The sequence below is a fragment of the Dictyobacter vulcani genome (assembly GCF_008974265.1).
GTDB classification, from domain to species: Bacteria; Chloroflexota; Ktedonobacteria; order Ktedonobacterales; family Ktedonobacteraceae; genus Dictyobacter; species Dictyobacter vulcani.
On sequence record NZ_BKZW01000002.1, the window covers coordinates 81064 to 102139 of the forward strand.

Consider the following 21076-nt stretch of genomic DNA (forward strand, 5'->3'; position numbering starts at 1 on the left):
TTTTGCCGAGCGCCTCTGCCAGCCGATGAGCTGAAGCTGAGTGCACTCACGCGAGTGTCCACGATGAAGATACTATGTGAAACAAGCCGTACGATCATTAGGGCGACTTCGCTGCGCCTGTTACCAGGTGTCCACGTGTCGTCTATTTACCAGGTCGTCTTCCTGGGATCTTGATCACACGAAGTGATGGGAAAACTCGTCTTGGGTGCGGCTTCGCGCTTAGATGCCTTCAGCGCTTATCCTTTCTCGACATAGCTATCCAGCTCTGGCCCGGGCAGGCCAACTGGCACACCAGCGGTCGAGCCATCTCGGTCCTCTCGTACTGGAGATGACGCCCCTCAATTTTCCTACGCCCACGACGGATAGAGACCGAACTGTCTCGCGACGTTCTGAACCCAGCTCGCGTGCCGCTTTCATGGGCGAACAGCCCAACCCTTGGGACCTACTCCAGCCCCAGGATGCGACGAGCCGACATCGAGGTGCCAAACCTTGCCGTCGATATGAACTCTTGGGCAAGATAAGCCTGTTATCCCCGGGGTAGCTTTTATCCGTTGAGCCACACTCCTTCCACTCGGGAATGTGGGATCACTAAGCCCGACTTTCGTCCCTGCTCGACCTGTCCGTCTTGCAGTCAAGCTCCCTTCTGCCTTTGCACTCTTACGGGTGATGTCCATCCACCCTGAGGGAACCTTTGGGCGCCTCCGTTACTCTTTGGGAGGCGACCGCCCCAGTCAAACTACCCGCCTGATCTTGTCTACGTCCCGGATCACGGTGACGTATGAGAAACAAACCGCAACGAGAGTGGTATTTCACTGTTGTCTCCCCTACCCCCACAGGGATAGGTTCTCCGACTCCCACCTATGCTACGCACGCTTCAACTCGTTTCCAGGTCAAGGTGTAGTAAAGCTCCACGGGGTCTTTTTGTCCTGTCGTGGGTAACCCGTATCTTCACGGGTACTTCAATTTCGCCGAGTCCTCTGTCGAGACAGCGCTCAACTCGTTACTCCTTTCGTGCGGGTCGGAACTTACCCGACAAGGAATTTCGCTACCTTAGGACCGTTATAGTTACGGCCGCCGTTCACCGGGGCTTAGATTCGCAGCTACGATCACCGCTCCTCGTAACCTTCCGGCACTGGGCAGGAGTCAGCCCCTATACTTCCGCTTTCGCGTTCGCAGAGACCTGTGTTTTTGGTAAACAGTCGGTTGAGCCAATTTCTTGCAACCCCCTCACGCCACTCCGAAGAGCCTCGCTACTAGGGCACCCCTTCTTCCGAAGGTACGGGGTTAATTTGCCGAGTTCCTTAACAGAGGGTCGCTCGATCACCTGGGGAGATTTCCCCCTGCCTACCAGTGTCGGTTTGCGGTACGGGCGGAGAGCATTCTGGCGAGAGGCTTTTCTCGGCGGCGTAGGGGCCAATGACTTCCGCGAACTGACGTCCGCTCGCTGCACGTGTCATGCACAGGAAACCGGGATTTTCCTCGGTTTCGCACTTCGCCGTACAGACCCATCCTGTCCAATCGATGGGCTCACCTTCCTTACCGCGTCCCCCCATTGCTCATAACAAATGTCTCCGGTGCAGGAATGTCCAACCTGCTTGCCATCGCCTACGACTATAACGTCCTCGGCTTAGGACCCGACTCACCCTGGGACGATTGACGGTGCCCAGGAACCCTCAGGCATTCGGTGTGTCTGGTTATCACAGACATGACGCTACTCATTCCGGCATTCTCACTTCTCTTCGCTCCACCAGTCCTCACGGTCTGGCTTCTCTGCTTGAGAACGCTCCCCTACCAACCTTCTCATACGAGAAAGTTCCATGGCTTCGGTATGATGCTTGAGCCTCGATACGTTGTCGGTGCCACTACACTCGACCAGTGAGCTATTACGCACTCTTTAAATGATGGCTGCTTCTAAGCCAACATCCTGGCTGTTTGGGCGTACTGACTCCCTTTTACACTAAGCATCAATTTTGAGACCTTAGCCGATGGTCTGGGCTGTTTCCCTTTTGACGACGAAGCTTAGCCCCCGCCGTCTCACTTGCATGCATGCTGTCCTGGCATTCGGAGTTTGGTTGAGTTTGGTAACCAGCACGTGGCCCCTAGCTCATTCAGTGCTCTACCTCCAGGATAGTGTTTCATACAGCTGTACCTCAATACATTTCGGGGAGAACCAGCTATCTCCGTGTTCGATTGGAATTTCTCCCCTATCCACAAGTCATCCCCCAGTTTTGCAACACTGGTGGGTTCGAGCCTCGACGGACTGTCACATCCGCTTCACTCTGCTCATGGATAGCTCACACGGTTTCGGGTCGCATCGCCGCAACATTCGCCTTATTCAGACTCGGTTGCCCTGGGGCTCCCCAGCTTTACCACTGGTTAACCAGGCTACGACGATGCACTCGCCGGATCATTCTACAAAAGGCACGCCATCAGCCCTTAGTTCCTCATGGAACAGTGGCCTCTGACTGCTGGTGAGTACGTGGTTTCAGGGTCTCTTTCATCCCCCTCTCGGGGTGCTTTTCACCTTTCCCTCACGGTACTTGTTCGCTATCGGTCGCTAAAGATGTGTAGCCTTGGAGGGTGGTCCCCCAGCTTCCCACAAGGTTTCACGTGCCTCGTGGTACTCAGGATACCGACCCACGCTTCTCGCTCGTCCTCTACGGGACTGTCACCCGCTCTGGTTGCGCTTTCCAACGCATTCAAGTAAGCAAAAATTGTTTGTTGTCGGTCCTACAACCCCGATCATCTCGAAAGATCATCGGTTTGGGCTCCTCCCGGTTCGCTCGCCACTACTACGGGAATCTCGGTTGATTTCTTTTCGTCGAGTTACTGAGATGTTTCAGTTCACCCGCTGCCCCCCGTCACTGCCTATGTGTTCAGCAGGCGGTCTCCAGACATCACTCTGGAGGAGTTGCCTCATTCGGAATCTCGGGGTTCATCGCTTGCATGCAGCTCCCCCCGAACGTTTCGCCGGTCTCCGCGTCCTTCTTCGGTCTTTAGCGCCAAGGCATCCACCTCGTACTCTGTGTAGCTTGTTCTCTGATTCTTCATCATGTGTGTCTGTGAATGCTTGATCTCTTGTTTGCTTTCGCAAAAAATTGCGATCCTCTGCTTCAACTCTGGCTGACATAAATCGCTCAGCAAAATTGAAGATATACACTATTCAGTTGTCAAGGTGCGATGCTGGCAGGCCACACACCGGAGCGTGTGTCTGTTGACCCCAACATCTGGAGAGTGGAAACCAGTCCAACGGCTGGCACAAATACGTTCTTGTCCTGGTCGACCTGGAAGTGTGACATCATGGTGGCCATGATGGATCATGACCGATGTCAAAGCTCCCTAGAAAGGAGGTGATCCAGCCGCACCTTCCGGTACGGCTACCTTGTTACGACTTCACCCCAATCACTGACCCCACCCTCGACGCTTGCCCCTCTTGCGAGTTAGCCCAGCGGCTTCAAGTGTTGCCAACTTTCGTGGTGTGACGGGCGGTGTGTACAAGACCCGGGAACGTATTCACCGTAGTGTGCTGACCTACGGTTACTAGCAACTCCAACTTCATGGAGGCGGGTTGCAGCCTCCAATCTGAACTGAGGCCAGGTTTGACGAGATTGGCTCCCTCTCGCGAGTTCGCGACTCTTTGTCCTGACCATTGTAGCGTGTGTGTCGCCCAAAGCGTAAGGGCCGTGCTGACTTGACGTCATCCCCGCCTTCCTCCATTTTAAAATGGCAGTTTCGCTAGAGAAATTCAACTAACGACAGGGGTTGCGCTCGTTGCGGGACTTAACCCAACATCTCACGACACGAGCTGACGACAGCCATGCAGCACCTGTGGATCCGCCCCGAAGGGACAACCAGTTACGGTTGGTGCAAATCCATGTCAAGCCTTGGTAAGGTTCTTCGCGTTGCATCGAATTAAACCACACGCTCCGCTGCTTGTGCGGGTCCCCGTCAATTCCTTTGAGTTTTAATCTTGCGACCGTACTCCCCAGGCGGACCACTTCTTGTGTTAACTGCGACACTGAGGGGGTCGATACCCCCAACGTCTAGTGGTCATCGTTTACGGCTAGGACTACCAGGGTATCTAATCCTGTTCGCTCCCCTAGCTTTCGCACCTGAGCGTCAGATGCTTCCCAGGACACTGCCTTCGCCATCGGTGTTCCTCCGGATATCTACGCATTTCACCACTCCACCCGGAATTCCGTGTCCCTCTGAAGCCCTCAAGTCAGACAGTATCCGAAGTACTTCGTCAGTTGAGCTGACGACTGTCACTCCAGACTAATCTGACCGCCTGCGTGCGCTTTACGCCCAATAAATCCGGACAACGCTTGCCCCCTACGTATTACCGCGGCTGCTGGCACGTAGTTAGCCGGGGCTGATTCCTCTGGTACCGTCCGTTCTCGTCCCAGAGAAAAGCAGTTTACGATCCGAAAACCTTCATCCTGCACGCGGCGTTGCTCGTTCAGGGTTGCCCCCATTGACGAAAATTCCTCACTGCTGCCCCCCGTAGGAGTCTGGGCCGTTCTCAATCCCAGTGTGGCTGATCGTCCTCTCAGACCAGCTATCGATCGTCGTCTTGGTAAGCCATTACCTCACCAACTAACTAATCGAGCGCAGGCTCATCCTCAGGCGCCCTTACGAGCTTTGCTCTTGCGAGCCTATGCGGTATTGTCGGCGATTTCTCGCCGGTATTCCTCACCTGATGGTAGATTGCCCACGTGTTACTCACCCGTCCGCCACTCCCTGCTTGCGCAGAGCGTTCGACTTGCATGTGTTAGGCACGCCGCCAGCGTTTATCCTGAGCCAGGATCAAACTCGCCATCCAATTGTTGCGTTTATACAAACATACACTCACGCGGAGGTATGTCAATTGCATGTGAATTGCGATCAAGGCCAAGTCTTACAACATTGGCTGTAATTGTTCGCAGATTATTGTTGTGATCACTACTATACTTGCATACAGTAGGATCGAATTGACAGGAAACTAGAAACGATTCATGTTGTTCCAGTTGCTGTTCTGCTTTCCACTCTTCAGTTGTCAAGGTGCCCACGAACCGCAGTTCGTGTGGAACGATCAAGCGCTGTATTTCTGCTTGCTTGTCTCGTGTGGCTGTAGTATCGCATATCCATTGTGCTTTGTCAAGCGTTTTTCCGACCAGTTTTTGGTCGCCTCCGAAAACTCGTTTTTCATGTATGCGCGCCCGGCAAGCCAGGATGTGCGTCTCAAAAAAGGGCTGGCATTCTCGCTGATACAACACAGTGTTGAGAACAGTACTGAGATATATGCCATCATCGGAGGAGCCACGTTAACGTGGCACAATCGGAGCGAAAGGGACAGGAGCACTCACTTAAGGAAAGTGGGTGATTGTCTTGTTTCGACAGCTCGCTGATTATGCCATACTCTGGATATTCCTGTCAAGTACTTTCTCTTTTAATTTTAACTCAAGCGCAAAATTGATCGCCGGCTCAAAGGTGGTGAAAAAGGTGAAGCACAATAATCTAATAAAGGGGGTTGACAAGGATCAGTCTTTCAGGTATGATACTCCTCGTTAGCAAAACCACTTGTCTGTGCAGGCGAGCTGGTGACTGTAGCGAAGAGGGTACACCCGTTCCCATCCCGAACACGGAAGTTAAGCTCTTCATCCCCGATGATACTACGTGGGCAACTGCGTGGGAAAATAGGAAGTCGCCGTCTCACCCGCCCATATGGGTGGTTTTTTTGTTGCCTTTTTATGACTGCTAACATGGCTATCTGCGCGCTGGTTTTGAGGATATAAATAGCTGAACAAAATTGAAATATATGTCGATATAGTTCAGTAAATAGCGCATCGCTTCTTGAAAACATGCTTTTAGTTCTGGTGCCTGTTGAAGTGAGTACCTTTACCATCATTACCGTGCAGCCAACAAACTCATTTGCGTATGTCTATCACAAGCTCTTGCCACTCAATTATGAACTCCATTTGCATGCAACTTCACTCCCACGATTGAATGGCGAGATATAAAAATATAGATCCAAACATATTGAATAATGATCATAGACGTGCTATTCTATATAGACAAGCGGAACACTGGGAATAGAGTCCGTCGTTCCCCTGAACGTATTATCAAGTACACGTTGAATGATCAACGCAGACAGGGTTTCCTTGATGAATACGCCTGGCAGCAAAGTAGTTTTTAGCCACACCACTTCGGCATAGGTGCCTCTTCTATTGAGAAGCAAGATGTAACAGGCCATCCAGGGAAGGAAGGCTTCACAATTTTCTTTCAACAGTTTTCACACAGAATGAGGTTGTCAAAAACAAGACCTGGCCGAGGAAGAATACAAATATGGTGTGGCGCTTCATTTTCCAGTAGCTCTATTGGAAAATGACTGAAGCTGGCCGGCTCATCTACTATCTGTAAGATTCAGCCACGAGCATTATCCATTCAATGTATCTCCTCTCGATTCATCTTGCATGAGTATTCAATAGGTATTGATGAAGAATACTCTGCGCTCATTTACAACACTGCTTATTCATTTTGTATCCAGCCTACCTGCTGGAGGAGAAGAAACCCCTATGACACAATACCAGATGCAGTTGATCGTGCCGATGGATAGTGCCAATAATCGCAAAATACATAAAGAGATTGAATATCTGGAGCAGTGCTTCAAAGATATTATCGGCAATTTTACTTCATATACAGATCAGCTTTATCGTGTGTATAGCCTGGTTTGTACCGAAGAACAATCAGATATGTTGTCAACAAAAACGAGAGGTCGTTGCGCGCTGTTAGAAGTTGTGCCATTGGTCTAAATTGTAACCAGCATCCCCATCCTTGTCTGAGCAACGCTTGGCATGTTTATTTGTATGTAGTCCACATACAAGCGTTGCTATCCCTCGACTAAACGCCTTCCAATCTCCTTACTCTGCCTCCGAGTAGCAGCTATCCCTACAATCAGAAAAGGGATTCCCCAGATAACTACGCTGGTGAAATACGTAAACTGAAAGCCAGGGACCAGATTATAAAAAATCCAGAGGCAGTAGAGGCCGACCATACTCATGGAAAGCAAACGACCAAGCAAAGCCACATCCAGGGAGCCAAATATAAAATGTATCGGCTCACGCTTGTCTCCAGGATCGCCTTGCGTTACCTCCAGTAGCGCAAATAGCCCAAACAGGATAATCACATACCAGGGCCAGAACCAGGGAGAGCCAATCACACAATACAGGAGCCAGGCAAAAGCCAGCCAGATGATCATGGCAAACCATGTATTGATATACTGCGGCCGCCATAATGAGCGTATACAAATAATGGCATAGCTTACAACAAATAAACCTGTACTTAGCATGTGTGACAGGATTTCTAAATGTGAACCATAGTCCATTTTATGTGTTATTGGGATGCCCCTGAAACTGGCATAGCTATTCACGATTGTTTCATAGAAACTATTTATGTTGCGTGAGGCAGAAGGGGTAACTTGTAGAACCTTCAGTAAAGCACCATTGGCCCAAAATGGTATATGCATAGCTACAATCAATCCGCTATACACGATAAGCGCCACGACTGTCTGCAAGATACGCGACTGTAAACTTCTCACCGCGCTCCCCTGCAGTACTATAAATAATACAATGCCAGGCATGAGTACCACGTAGGAAATTTTCAGACAGGTAATCAGGGCTAAAATGATGACCGCCACCAGATATGATGATCGCCTGTTTTCGGGATATGGAATAAGAAACCACAACGCGAGCAATAGCATAAAAAGGATCGTGATATCGTTATGTGCATTCACACAGGATTCCAGCAATAAAAAAGGATTCCAGGCAAATGCCAGCGTGCATTGTATCCTTCTTGTCTGCCAGTTAGCTTCAGAAATGAGCGGATTGGTGTGCTTTAAGCGTCCGGTTAATATCCAGATCAGTTGTGTAGAGCCCAGGTGCATCATCAGTCCAAATATGCGCAGGAGGAGCTCCATCGATAGTACGTATTTAAAGCCAATAACAGTGGCGATTATTTGCAGTAGCGCGGTGATCGCCAACCATGTCGGCCCATAAACTGAAGGCTGGTTGACCCAGTACAAGAAGCCATACACAAAGTCTGGTTTGATCGCGGTTGGGGCAACAACCATCGGATTAAGATGATAAAATATCGCCATGCGCGCATAAGCAATATAAGAAAATATATCCTGTGAGGTGACAAGGGGCAGCAAAATATAGGCGCTCCCGATGAACATAGTTGAGCACACGATAAAGCGTTGGGTGACCAGACGTGGTAAGAAGCGAATGGCGGCGAAATAGAGCGCAAAGAGGGTGATAAATAGTCCCAGAAATGCCAGTGCTAATGGCCATGATTTGATCAATGTAAGGGGCATAGCCTCACCAACTGCACCTGGAATAATTGGATGTCTGGCTGGATGGAGATGATTATAAAAGACGCTGTATAACCAGAAGTGCCGCTCACTAAAGGTGAAATCGGCGATCAAAACCACAGCCAATATAGTCAGTACGAATATCCAGGGAAGAAAGCACAAGAGTTGCTCAGCAGCAGTCATACCAGGCGTGGATCTATGTACGGGAGCCTCAAGTTCATTTTGGGCCATAATCAGCATTCCTCATGTTGATTCTGCTTTTTTCCTACAATATCCTGGCCAGACAAAATAAGCTCGACATGTAGATGAGCCTGCTGCCAGTATGTATGTGCCACTGCTAACACGCCAGGAAGTTGTAATCAGTAACAGTTGGTCTTTGGATCTATCAAATCGTTATATATAGAGGAGAAGTTGTAACCTCTCCCCTATGTCCTTTTATAAGGACTGGTTTATACCACAATTACTATTTCACTAGCCTCATCCGTATAAATTTATTGACATGTTCCACAATATGTAACTATACTGGCAACAGCCACAGTAAAAAGGGATCAAAAGCGTATTTTTCTAGTTAGCAGGTAATACAAAGAATTTATGTTCTCCACTTAAGGAAAAGTTATGAGAACAGAAAGGCTTTATAGCATGTCATCCATAGGTGATTCGGAGAACAAATATCTCATTGATATTGAGGAGGGCGCGGAGACGGCACGGTTGCTCGAACAAAATTTACTCTATAATCGAGCGCAGGGCGGTCTCTTCCCTCAAGGGCTGGATCTGGGGCCGATACAAAGCATTTTAGATATTGGTTGTGGCCCTGGCGGATGGGCGCTGGAGGTTGCCTATGCCTATAAACACTTCGGGGTTGTAGGTATTGATATTAATGCTGCAATGATACGCTATGCATTCGCCCAGGCTCGTACCAGGAAACTACAAAATGTTTCATTTGAAGTTATGGATGCCACTCAAACGCTCGATTTCCCCGATAATTCATTTGACCTGATTAATACTCGCTTTGTGGCAAGCTTTATGACACGCGAAACCTGGCCAGAACTCGTAAGGGAATGTATGCGCTTGCTTAAGCCAGGTGGCATCATACAAATGACCGAGATGGAAATAGGGATCTCAAATAGTGCAGCCATAGAGAGGCTCAATAGCTATATTTATCAATCTATGTATAAGCAAAAACGTAACTTCTCTGTGGATGGACGGTCTATCGGGATTGTGAATATGCTCGGGAAATTACTTCAGCAGGTTGGCTGCATTAACATTGGCACCCATGCATTCACGATGGATTCCTCTTTCGGCGCTGAGTTACATTATAGCGCCATTAAAGATATGGAGTTGCTGTATCCATTGATCAAACCGTATCTGGTCAGATCAGATGTTGTAGATGAATTCACCTTCGATGCTGATTACGCCACGATGGGAACCGATGTGATGCGTAACGATTTTGTCTCCATCTCATTTGGTTTAACTGCATGGGGCTATAAAGCTACCTCGTAAGTCTTGCTATCATAGGCAGAGATTATTTTCACACCATAACGCATACCTGGATATAATATCAAAAGGTATGCGTTATTATGCTGTCTACAATTGGGTCTCCATCCTTATTGGGAATAGAAAGGGAGAGAGATCTTGAAAGGCTCAACACAATGCACGATTTTCCGCTGCTCGTTAATATTACGGTCGCTTTAATTGCGGCTGTGGTTGGTGGCCTGCTTGCTCGTCTTGTGAGGCTACCCACCATGGTTGGATATTTACTGGGTGGAATCGTGATCGGCCCTTTTACACCGGGCTATGTCAGCGATATGAGTACAATTAAACAATTAGCGGATCTGGGTATTGTGTTTCTGATGTTTGGGGTCGGGCTGCATTTTTCGCTACAGGATCTATGGATGGTGCGTCGTATCGCGTTTCCCGGTGCCTTATTGCAGATGGTGATCCTTACCCCGCTGGTAATGCTGATCACAACATTCCTGTGGGGCTGGTCATTATCCGCTAGCCTGCTAGTTGGTCTGGCGGTGCCACTGGCCACCAGTACAGTAGTCATGCTGCGTAACCTGATGGATCAGGGATTACTTAACACGTTACCTGGAAAAGTAACCGTTGGTTGGCTGGTACTTGAGGATCTATTGACCGTCCTGGTATTGGTGCTGATTCCTGCCTTTTCCGCCCATCCTTCTGGATCACCGCTGTGGCAAACAATCAGTCTGGCTCTGCTTAAAGCAGTCGCCTTCGCGGCAGTCATGTTGCTTGCCGGCACGCATCTGATACCTGGCCTGCTACGCTGGCTCTCATTTACCCATTCTCGTGAGCTCTTTATTGTCGCGACTGTGGTTGTCACGATTGGAACAGCGATCAGTGCAGCGGCCTTCTTTGGTGTCTCGCTTGCGCTTGGCGCTTTTCTGGCAGGAGCTGTGATTAATGAGTCGATGCTGAGTCAACAAGTGGAGCGCGAAATCCTTCCTTTTCGTGAGACGTTTACAGTTCTCTTCTTTGTCTCAATTGGTATGCTGGTCAATCCACTGCAAATGGTGGGCCACATCTGGGAAATTTTTGGGCTGACGGCGATTATTATAGCTGGCAAATATGCTTTGACGTTGCTGTTTGGCATAGTTTTTGCCTGGCCAGCTCGGACAACGTTTGTGCTGGCTGCGGGTAAAGCACAAATTGGTGAATTCTCGTTTATTCTTGGTGAAACTGGCGTTGCATTGGGACTCCTGGCTACTGCGCAATATTCTGTCTTACTGGCAAGCGCCATCCTGACGATCATCCTGAATCCATTCCTGTTTCGTACTCTCCCCTGGACCGAGAAGCAGATCAGCAAGGTACCAGCGCTGTGGTCACGTATGAACAAATTGCCTGTCGCTGCGCTGACTGATGCTGATGCTTACCATGATCATGTGGTCATCATTGGTTATGGTCGGGTGGGCGAACATATTATTCATTTACTGGGCCTGCTGGATGTGCCCCGGCTCGTAGTTGAATTAAATGTCCAACGTATTCAGGCTCTTGCCACTCAACATATTCCCATCCTGTATGGCGATGTAGCCAGTTCTGATATCCTCTCCCATGCCCAGGTCCAACGGGCTCGTGCGGTAGTGATTACGATTCCAGATGAAACGGCCTCTGAAATTGCCGTGATGAGGATTCGCCAGATCTCCAGAGGAGTGCCAATTATTGTGCGCGCAGTCACACAGGAAGGTTTGCAGCGCCTCTTTGCCCTGGGAGCTACCGCAGTCATTCAACCTGAACTTGAAGGTGGACTTGAGATTATTCAACAGACGCTTTTGCGGCTGGGCTTCCCTAATCAGGAAATCCGTGAGTATACGGATAGGGTTCGTAACGATCATTACAATATCGATACACTCACAAATGCAGAACGCCACACACTTGAGAATATACGAGCTCAAAAAAGCAACCACGATTAATATATCAGTGTAAAATACGAATCATGTTGTCCCGAAACATGGTTCTTTTATGCTTGCTGTAGATGCCTGGCAGCTGATAGTTCCATTTCCATTATCACGATACGTGAGTTTTCCATGACTGTATCCTTCTCTGTCCGCAAAACATTGTAGTAATATGCCTATCATGCCAGGGGACATTTGGGGAAAATGTAGCTGATCATATCCTTTGAGCACATAACCGATCATTATCGTGCCTTTATTTTATGATAAAATAGTGATAATACAAATAAGCCTATAGTGATGTTTTTCAATATTATAACGATTATTGCTTGCTTATGGTCGTGTTATTGAAAATTGTCACCTGACTCTATCACATGGTTTTTATTGTTCAGCTAGCTTCATGGAGTTTCACTATAATGAAAAGACGGGTACCGCTGTGCATGCTTGGCTGCGTTTTTATGCTCCTGAGCATCCTCACCGTTCACAGCTTAGCATATGCTCATACACAGAAGCCAGTTGATACTGGCTTCAGCGAACATAAAGGCAATGGCTATATTATCAGTTATCCGAAGGACTGGACATTCAGCACTAATACAACCAATGCAGGTGGTTACGTGGGAGATTTCTTTACAGATCCGACGAACACCTATGTCTTTCATGTCTATCCCAGTCAGGATAAAACTTCGGATAAACAGATTCTAGATCATTTGCTCACCAGCGATCTCCGTAGCACCTTGCTGCCCGGTGCCTCTACCATCACCATGAATAGTGTGATCTGGCAACAGGGTAAAGCGCTCAGCACCGATCAAGTCACCAACAAGCCATTTGAGAGAATCGGCTGGGTCAGCAAAAATCCTGTTGCTCCCGCGTTTATTCCTTACTTTGTACTGCATGCTGAGGGAGATCCAGCGGCATTTGAGCAATATACAGAAAAATATTTTCTGCCGATGCTCCATTCGTTTCGTTTCACCAGATAGATCAAACTGCGCGCCGGCAGGAGCACAATCCAGGCATTCACTTTTATGGGGTAGAGAGAGGGCATTCATCAAAAGGCCCTCTCTCTACCCCATAAAATAATATTTACTGCAGTATCCCTGGTAATCTTCTTAAGAACTTATCAGCTAGTACCGTCGTAATATTAGAAATCTTAAAGCAAAATAAGGAGATGATTAATATTCTCGCAAACGCCAAAATTGTGTATCCCTTTCTATTTCTGTAACCGTATAACATCCATAACGGAGAAACAAATTAAGTTCTCCAAACCTGAATAATCTTTAAATGAGTTACAAAAAACAGTTTTCTTAGTTAAGAAGGAGAAACGAATATGTTTGCTGCTACAACACTTGCTTTTGCTGCAATTGATCTTGGTGGACTCGTCTGGTGGCTGCTGGTCGGCTTGATTGCTGGCGCACTGGCTGGTCTGGTCATGAAGGGCGGCGGTTATGGCATCGTTGGCGACATCATCGTTGGTCTCGTTGGCGCATTAGTTGGTGGTTTCCTGGCTAGCTTGATTGGCCTGGGTGGTTATGGTTTCATCGGTACAACCATCGTTGCTTTCATCGGCGCTTGTGTCTTCATCGCTATCCTGCGCGCTGTTACTGGTAGCCGTAGCCGCCGCGTATAACGCATCGGCCATAAAGATGAAGGACAACATCACGACGCTTGTCCACTGCTCTTAAAGAGCTACACATAAAAAAGGCCCCGTCTCTGCTAACTTTGTGGAGACGGGGCCTTTTTTATGTGTATGTGAGATTACGGTGTTACTGTTCCCAGTGCAGTGAACGCTCAACGGCTCGCTTCCAGGTATCGTAGTGTTGAGCACGCTGGTCCTCACTCATCTCCGGCTCAAAGGTGCGGTCAAGTGACCAGTATTCAGATACTTCTTTCATACTCTTCCAGAAGCCAACGGCCAGACCAGCCAGGTAGGCGGCACCAAGGGCAGTCGTTTCAGCGACTTTAGGCCGCTCGACCGGAACCCCTAGAATATCTGCCTGGAATTGCATCAAAAGATTATTGGCCACTGCTCCACCATCTACACGCAGAGCCTTGAGTTTGGTGCCGCTATCTGCGGTCATTGCCTCCAGCACGTCCCGCGTCTGATAACACATGGACTCAAGCGTGGCTCGGGCGACATGTCCAATGGATGAGCCTCGTGTTAGACCAACAATGGTGCCACGTGCATAGGGATCCCAGTGTGGAGCGCCCAGACCAACAAATGCAGGAACTAAGTAAACGCCGCCATTATCTTTTTCGGTTGCGGCCAGAGCTTCAACTTCCACACTGGTCTGAATCGCTTTCAAGCCATCGCGCAACCATTGAACGGCCGCACCGGTTATGAAGATACTGCCTTCAAGAGCATAGGTGATATCAGCATGTGAAGGTTCACCCAGGCCCCAGGCGATCGTGGTCAGGAGTCCATTTTGGGATGGAACAGCTCTGGAACCGGTATTCATCAACATAAAACTACCCGTCCCATACGTGTTCTTGGCCATGCCGACCTCGTAACATGCTTGTCCAAAGGTGGCCGCTTGCTGATCGCCGGCAATACCAGCCATCTTAATGGGTCCACCAAAGAACTCAGGATCCGTCTCACCATAGACATAACTGGACGGCATCACGGTTGGTAACATTGAGCGCGGAATACCCAGCTCATTCAACAAGACGTCATCCCACTCACACGTGTGAATATTGAAAAGCAGAGTACGGCAGGCGTTCGTGTAATCAGTCACATGGATCCGCCCTTTTGATAGTCTCCATAGTAAGAAGGTATCAACCGTACCAAATAATAGCTCGCCACGCTCAGCCTTTGCGCGCGCGCCCTCGACATTATCCAGGATCCACTTCACTTTTGTTCCCGAAAAATAGGCATCGGTGACCAGGCCGGTACGCTCGCGAATCTCTTTATCAAAACCTTTAGCAATCAATTCCTGACAGATCGGAGCCGTCAGACGGCTTTGCCAGACAATGGCATTAAAGACTGGTTTCCCGGTGGCCTTTTCCCATACCAGCGTTGTCTCGCGCTGATTCGTGACGCCCAGGGCCGCAATATCGGCTGCGGTGGCCCCGGCCTTTTTGATTACTTCTTGTGCCACCGCTAATTGACTGGACCAGATGGCTTCAGGATCGTGCTCAACCAGGCCAGGTGCTGGATATAACTGGGGAAATTCTTGCTGGGCCACACGTACAATTGATCCGCTATGGTCAAACAGCATCGCCCGCGAACTTGTCGTACCTTGATCTAATGCCAGAATATATTTTGCCATGATACTTTTCTTTCTAAAGAATGCATATCACTGCATTCTTCTTTAACACCATTGTCTGCACTCACAAAAGTCTCTGTACCTGACGTCCCTCAAATCCCATTATAAACCAGTTTGCCAGACTCAGTTAATATCTAAGCACAGCACTAACAGATTCTACTTCTAGCAACTGAAGACTGCTATAATTCTATCTTTACGCAGGCGAACATGCTAACTCTACAATTTCAGTCCGCACATAAAATGAAAATAGATAAAAGGCAGCACAAACAAAGCAGGCAGGAGCAAGCAAGCAACAGTAAATCGCTAACCAAAAGCCCTATAGAAAATATTCGCTCCTCCAAATAACGCAAGAATATGATACAGTTTACAGAAAGTAGCTAACACGATGTGGAGTTTTTTTCTTAAGTTTTAAAGATGTAAAGTCCGGAGTCAGGACATAGCTTCTGTTTTGTAGAGATGAGTATATATGTTTGAGCTATTTCAGATGTGGGCGCTGGTTGAGGTCCTGGGGATTGTCTTCCTGCCGCTCACAGTCACCGTTTTTCGCAATATCCCAGACCGTGGCTGGGCCTGGAGTAAGGCGCTGGCTATCTTTGTGCTGGCCTTCTGTGTCTGGTGGCCTTTGATGGTGATCCAGGCACTGCCATTTAGCAGGTTCTTTATTTTAGCGGTGGTCTTACTGCTTGTGCTACTGAATGGCATTGGCTTTTTGCGTACCCGCCAGACGATCAGCCATATGCTACGCTCCAATGGTCTGTATATCATAGCAACCGAGGCGGTTTTTCTGCTGATGATGCTGCTGTTGGGCTGGCTACGCTCGTTCAAACCAGATATTTATTCTTTTGAAATGTTCATGGATGGTGGTTTCCTGGCTTCGATCATGCGTACCGAGCATTTTCCACCACCGGATATGTGGTACGCTGGCTATGCCATCAACTACTATTATTATGCCCACTATATCGTGGCATTACTGGCCAAATTTCTCGGGCAGATTCCATCGGTGGCCTTCAATACCGGTATCAGCATGCTCTATGGCCTGACGGCGGTCAGTTTGTTTGGTGTCACCAACAATCTTATCGCGTGGTCGCGCCAGGTGCGCAGACGTCAGCAGGCGCTTGAATCGAATGTCGAGGTACATGAGAAACCGATCTATGCCACGAAAAATGCGTTGCTGGCCGGGATTCCATTCGGAGCTTTGACCGTCGCTCTGGGATTGGTGCTGGGTAATCAGGCTTCGACGTTGCAGTGGTTTCATGATCGCAGTCTGAACACAAACTACGACTGGTTTAATCCCACCCGCATTATCCCCCGTACCATTAATGAGTTTCCTGCCTTTAGCTTTCTGCTCTCCGATTTCCATGCCCATGTGCTCTCGCTGGCCTTTACGATTATGGGCATTGGCATGGCGCTCAATCTCTTGTTGGAACATGAAGGCCAGGGAATCTTTGTCTTTGGGCGTGGCTGGCGTTTGCCACTGACCTTAGGCACGACGGCGCTCTTGCTGGGTGGCCTGTTTGTGATGAATGGCTGGGACCTGCCTACCTATATGGGACTGGCGCTTGTCTGTATTGGCCTGCAACAATGGCTACAGCATGAGAAGCGTTGGAGTTGGACACTCGTCCTGAATATTGTCTCGGCCTCACTGGCCCTGGTCGCGCTGGCGGCGCTTCTGTTCCTGCCATTCCATTTAAACTTTATCTCGCCTTCACAAGGTATCGGGATCGTTGCCCTGACAGAGCGCTCACCCTTACGCGATGAATTGCTGATTTATAGTCTGTTTGCCTTCATGTTTCTCTCACTCCTCTTCAGCAATATCGCGGTCCGCTTTCTGGCAGCTCGGCGTGCTGCCATCGCAGAGCAGTCTATTACTGATGAACAGGAGGAGAATACGCTTTCGTCCGAGCAGACTACTGAAAGCGAAGATGAATCAGAGCACGTGGCAGAGCAAGAGCTGGCTGTAGCCGAAGGGGAGCATGTCAGCTATCTTTCCTGGCCATTCATCGGACTGATGACAGGACTCGGTTTTATCGTGATTGGTTTGTTCTGCCAGCTGATTAGTCCTGCCAATGCGACGTTCTTTATCACGCTGGGCATAACCGTTACCGGGGCCGTCGTCTTGCTACAGCATACGGATGATCGAGCCCACGCCTTTACCATCCTGCTGGGTGCACTGGCAATTGGATTGGTCGCCGCCTGCGAGGTCGTATTTCTACGGGATGTCTTTGTAGACAACAATCCGCGCATGAATACGGTCTTCAAATTCTACTTCCAATCCTGGATCTTGCTCTCGATTGCCTGTGGCGCTGGCCTGTACTATATCCTGGAAAACTTCCGTCGTTTAGAATTTGTACAGGCAGCCAGACGCTATGTTGTCACTGGTGGCAAAATCCTGTGGGCCCTTGTGCTGCTGCTCTTTTTGCTAGCCAGTGCAATCTATCCCATTTTCGCGCCCTATTATCGCTTTGCCGGCGTGGACCCCACCACGCATCAAGTTGGGATGTTCCGAACCAATAGTCTCGATGGTCTGAATTATCTTAAAGATGAGGGAGCCATTCCTGGCGATTACGATGCGCTTCGCTGGCTCAATAGCCATATCAGTGGCTCACCGGTCATCGTAGAGGCAGTCGGTGATGACTATACAGGTTTTGCACGCATCTCAGCTCTAACGGGTTTGCCAACGATCATGGGTTGGATTGGTCATGAGTATCAATGGCGTGTGCAGTGGTTTAACAGTAATCCGGACAATGCCACCGACTTTGATCGGCGCAAAACAGATGTCAGCCAGATCTATTCTGATCCCAATCCTCAAAATGTCCTGGCGACTATGAAACGTTATCATGCTCAATACATCTATGTCGGCGCATTAGAGCATGCGACGTACGCCGGTGCCAAACTGGATCGCTTCGCCGATTTTATGCAAGTTGTCTATCACACCAAAGACGTAACCATTTATAAGGTCAGATCCTAAAGTTCCTGTCCTGTCAGTTCCAAACACACCAAAATTTGGGACTGGCAGAATTGCCCTGACGTCGCTTCCATGGCATGCTGTTCAATCGTGTGAGCGAAGTCGCCTGACTGCCGTCACCTTTCCGCACTACTGATCGGCTTGCTATTGTTGCATTGCGGCGACTTCGCTAGCCGCGAGTGAGCGGCGTTCACGATTGCTTTTTCAAGTCATGTGGATATTCCTATCATCCATCCATTGTCTTCCTGACAGACCTCCAGGACGAGGTATATATATAGACAGATAGTAGAATATTTTTTGAGTGTGGAGGTTAAGCTATTGGACTCCGACCATCTTGCATTTTCAGGTCACGATCAGGTTGCTGAAGACCAACAGCCATGTCTTCAGACCACGCATACCGATCTTTTTCTAGCCCTGGCACGAGATAGCGCGGATATTTTCTGGTTAGTCACTTCCACAGGCGACTTTGAAGCGTCTTGCGCTACAAGTTGGAAGGACTTTACCGGGCAAACAGCAGAGTTCTCGATGGGAGGTGGTTGGATGGAGAGTATACATCCTCAAGATCGCGCAAAAAATCAGGCAGCTTTTTTACAGTCCTTGATCACGCAACACGCCACGGAAATCGAGTGCCGCCTCAAAAGGCATGATGGCGTCTATCGCCTGCTCCGACTGCGCTATATTCCAGTGAAAAAAGCGAATGGAGATATGGCTCAGGTTATCGCCTGCGGCCATGATATGAGTGAGAAGCCACGGCAGCAGCAGCTGAGCGAGGAGCAGACACAACTCGCTATGGGTACCGCTAAGATCGGTTTATGGAATTGGGATATGCGCACGAATGAATTAATCCTGACCGATCAGTGCAAGGCTCTCTTTGGCTTCCTCCCCCGCGATACGGTAAGTTATGAACAACTGCTGGCGGCTATCTATCCCAATGATCTGGATCAACGCGATCAAGCAATTCAGGAGTCGCTGAGGGCCGGGAGTGAGTATAGCGTGGATTATCGTACGATCTATCCCGATCAAACGGTCCATTGGCTCACCGTTCGTGGCCGTTGGCTTTACGATGAACAGGGTTTTCCCACGCATATGATTGCGGCCGTCATGGATATTACCAGCATCAAGCAGGCAGAAACACAGCACGCAGAAACCACCAGCAAACTGGCCTCGATTCTCGAGAGTATCAGCGACGCTTTTTTCATGATCGATAACCAGTGGCGCTATATCTATGTGAATTCCCAGGCAGAAAAATTACTGGAGAAAAAGATAACGGAACTGCTCGGTCAACATATTGAACAGGCAACGCCTGCTTTTGCCGATCCTTTCTTTCACCGTAAATTTCAGAAGGCCGTGAGTACCCAGCAAGCCCAGCACTTTGAAGCCTTCTCAGTACCCCAGAAAAAATGGTTTGAGCTCCATGTCTATCCCTCTTCTGAAGGGCTCTCGGTCTATTATCAGGATATTACCGAGCGTAAAAGAGTCGATCGGGCCCTGCGCGAAAGTGAGATGAAGTTTCGGCGCTTTGTCGAATCCAACATTGTCGGTGTGCTGGTGGCCGATATCTATGGCAATATTTATGAGGCCAATCAGGCCTACCTGCTCATGACAGGGTATAGTACCGAGGAACTTACCAGTCAGGAAATCCAATGGACCTCGCTGACGATACAGGATTCGTTGCCGCGCCAGGCTCAGGCGATCGAGGAGTTTCTAGCGACCGGCGTGAGTAAGCCTTTTGAGCTCACCATCCGCCATAAGGATGGCAAACTGGTGCCAATCATGATGGCAATCGCGCAACTCAAGAGTTCATCGACATTGAGCGTGGCGATTGTGATGGATATCAGTGCGCGTAAAGAGGTGGAGCAGCAGAAAGATGTGTTTTTGAGTATTGCCAGCCATGAGTTGCGCACTCCGCTGACGGTAATTAAGGGCACTCTCCAACTGATCCAGCGCCGTATGAAGCGTATGGCGGCCCTGCCTGAGTCGAAGAATCCGGCCATGGAGACAGTCCAGCATAAAAATGCCGAGGATCTGGCGCATGCCTTACGACAGATAGATGCTCAGGCACGCCTGGTCAATGACCTGCTCGACGTGTCCCGGATCACCGTTGATAAGTTAGAGCTCACGAACCAGCGTTTTGACCTGGTCAAACTCATTTACGAAACGGTCGAGGATTTACGCGCCACCACACCCGGACGTACACTCAAACTCCTGATGTCCCCAAAGAAAAAAACCTTCGTGCACGCGGATCCAGATCGCATCGCCCAGGTGATCAGCAATTATGTGACTAACGCCATCAAATATTCTGATCCTGAACGCCCGATACGAATTGGACTTCATAACAATGGGGAGTGTGTGCGTGTCTGGGTACAGGATAAAGGTCCAGGGTTGACGGAAGAAGCACAGGCACAGATCTGGAAACGTTTTTATCAGTTAAAAGAAACATCGACATCCTCTGATAACAAACAGGGACTGGGCCTTGGCTTATATATTTGTCAGACGATTATTCAACGACATCATGGCGAGGTGGGTGTTGATAGTGTGCTCGGCAAAGGCTCAACATTCTGGTTTACGCTGCCATTAAAAGTACGTAAAACTCCATGAGCCAATATCTCAATCCTGGCTCAGGCTTCATTTTCGGTATCGTCGTCATCTTCCACGACATTCACGCCTTCTCTCCTCAGTTCGATCAGAATATCAATAACGCCCTTGGCGCTTTCAATCGCTTCTGTAGGAGAGGGTGAATATTCATAAGCTGGATCGGTCTTGATCGTGCGACCATTCCATTTGAAGACGCCATCAAACTCAAACTCGGAAATCTTCTCTACCCAGATAGTAATCCCTTTATAGCGTGCCGTAATCTCTTCTCTGTACACCATTGCCATTTCTCGCTAACTTGCTATCCTGATGCCAACCATAATCCATTTATTATGCTACAACACCTTCAGTATACACCAGTAAGACTGAAGTCCTCATGCATGACACAACAAAATATTTTGAGCGCAGCAGGTGAGAAAGTCCAGACAATACACATACTAGAATGACGAACATACATATGCTCCACTGATAAATTTGCATAAAGTTTCCTGAAAGTTCCTGGCTC

At 48.9% G+C, this 21076-nt stretch carries 10 protein-coding genes and 3 rRNA genes; 8 read left to right on the forward strand and 5 right to left on the reverse strand.

The window, feature by feature from the left end; genetic code table 11:
* Window positions 1-77: 77 nt before the first annotated feature.
* Both KDW_RS18480 and KDW_RS18485 read right to left on the reverse strand, forming a co-directional pair.
* Window positions 78-3038 (reverse strand): 23S ribosomal RNA (locus KDW_RS18480).
* A 305-nt stretch (window positions 3039-3343) separates the two neighbouring features.
* Window positions 3344-4822: ribosomal RNA gene (locus KDW_RS18485) — 16S ribosomal RNA — on the reverse strand.
* Between the two features lie 753 nt (window positions 4823-5575).
* Here KDW_RS18485 and rrf point away from each other — a divergent pair.
* Together rrf and KDW_RS18495 are read left to right on the forward strand one after the other, a co-directional pair.
* Window positions 5576-5692, forward strand: a 5S ribosomal RNA gene (gene rrf, locus KDW_RS18490).
* An 862-nt stretch (window positions 5693-6554) separates the two neighbouring features.
* A complete protein-coding gene (locus KDW_RS18495; protein WP_151757463.1) occupies window positions 6555-6791 on the forward strand; it encodes a hypothetical protein in 237 nt (78 codons plus the stop codon).
* A gap of 77 nt (window positions 6792-6868) precedes the next feature.
* On the opposite strand, the gene KDW_RS18500 is transcribed toward KDW_RS18495, so the two are convergent.
* Window positions 6869-8578, reverse strand: a complete 1710-nt coding sequence (locus KDW_RS18500; RefSeq protein WP_151757464.1) for a hypothetical protein — start codon at window positions 8576-8578, stop codon at window positions 6869-6871.
* A 384-nt stretch (window positions 8579-8962) separates the two neighbouring features.
* Here KDW_RS18500 and KDW_RS18505 point away from each other — a divergent pair, with 384 nt between their 5' ends.
* The 4 genes from KDW_RS18505 to KDW_RS18520 all read left to right on the forward strand — a co-directional run bounded on the left by KDW_RS18505 (window position 8963) and on the right by KDW_RS18520 (window position 13378).
* Window positions 8963-9847: a class I SAM-dependent methyltransferase gene (locus tag KDW_RS18505; protein ID WP_151757465.1), complete on the forward strand. Its 885-nt coding sequence runs from the start codon at window positions 8963-8965 to the stop codon at window positions 9845-9847.
* A 149-nt stretch (window positions 9848-9996) separates the two neighbouring features.
* Window positions 9997-11775, forward strand: a complete 1779-nt coding sequence (locus KDW_RS18510; protein WP_162005370.1) for a cation:proton antiporter — start codon at window positions 9997-9999, stop codon at window positions 11773-11775.
* Between the two features lie 395 nt (window positions 11776-12170).
* The gene (locus tag KDW_RS18515) at window positions 12171-12731 is read left to right on the forward strand and encodes a hypothetical protein (RefSeq protein ID WP_151757467.1); all 561 of its coding nucleotides are present in this window, start codon (window positions 12171-12173) and stop codon (window positions 12729-12731) included.
* A 347-nt stretch (window positions 12732-13078) separates the two neighbouring features.
* Window positions 13079-13378: a GlsB/YeaQ/YmgE family stress response membrane protein gene (locus tag KDW_RS18520; protein ID WP_151757468.1), complete on the forward strand. Its 300-nt coding sequence runs from the start codon at window positions 13079-13081 to the stop codon at window positions 13376-13378.
* A 136-nt stretch (window positions 13379-13514) separates the two neighbouring features.
* Here KDW_RS18520 and glpK read toward each other — a convergent pair whose 3' ends face one another.
* Window positions 13515-15017 carry a glycerol kinase GlpK gene (glpK, locus tag KDW_RS18525; protein WP_151757469.1) on the reverse strand — a complete coding sequence of 501 codons (1503 nt, stop codon included), beginning with the start codon at window positions 15015-15017 and terminating at the stop codon, window positions 13515-13517.
* A gap of 463 nt (window positions 15018-15480) precedes the next feature.
* On the opposite strand from glpK, the gene KDW_RS18530 reads away from it, so the two are divergent.
* Window positions 15481-17982, forward strand: coding sequence for a DUF2298 domain-containing protein (locus KDW_RS18530; RefSeq protein ID WP_151757470.1), 2502 nt, complete (start codon window positions 15481-15483; stop codon window positions 17980-17982).
* 315 nt (window positions 17983-18297) lie between these two features.
* Window positions 18298-20577, forward strand: a complete 2280-nt coding sequence (locus KDW_RS18535) for a PAS domain S-box protein (RefSeq protein WP_162005371.1) — start codon at window positions 18298-18300, stop codon at window positions 20575-20577.
* Window positions 20578-20597: 20 nt separating this feature from the next.
* Here KDW_RS18535 and KDW_RS18540 read toward each other — a convergent pair whose 3' ends face one another.
* The gene (locus KDW_RS18540) at window positions 20598-20852 is read right to left on the reverse strand and encodes a hypothetical protein (protein WP_162005372.1); all 255 of its coding nucleotides are present in this window, start codon (window positions 20850-20852) and stop codon (window positions 20598-20600) included.
* Window positions 20853-21076 lie beyond the last annotated feature (224 nt).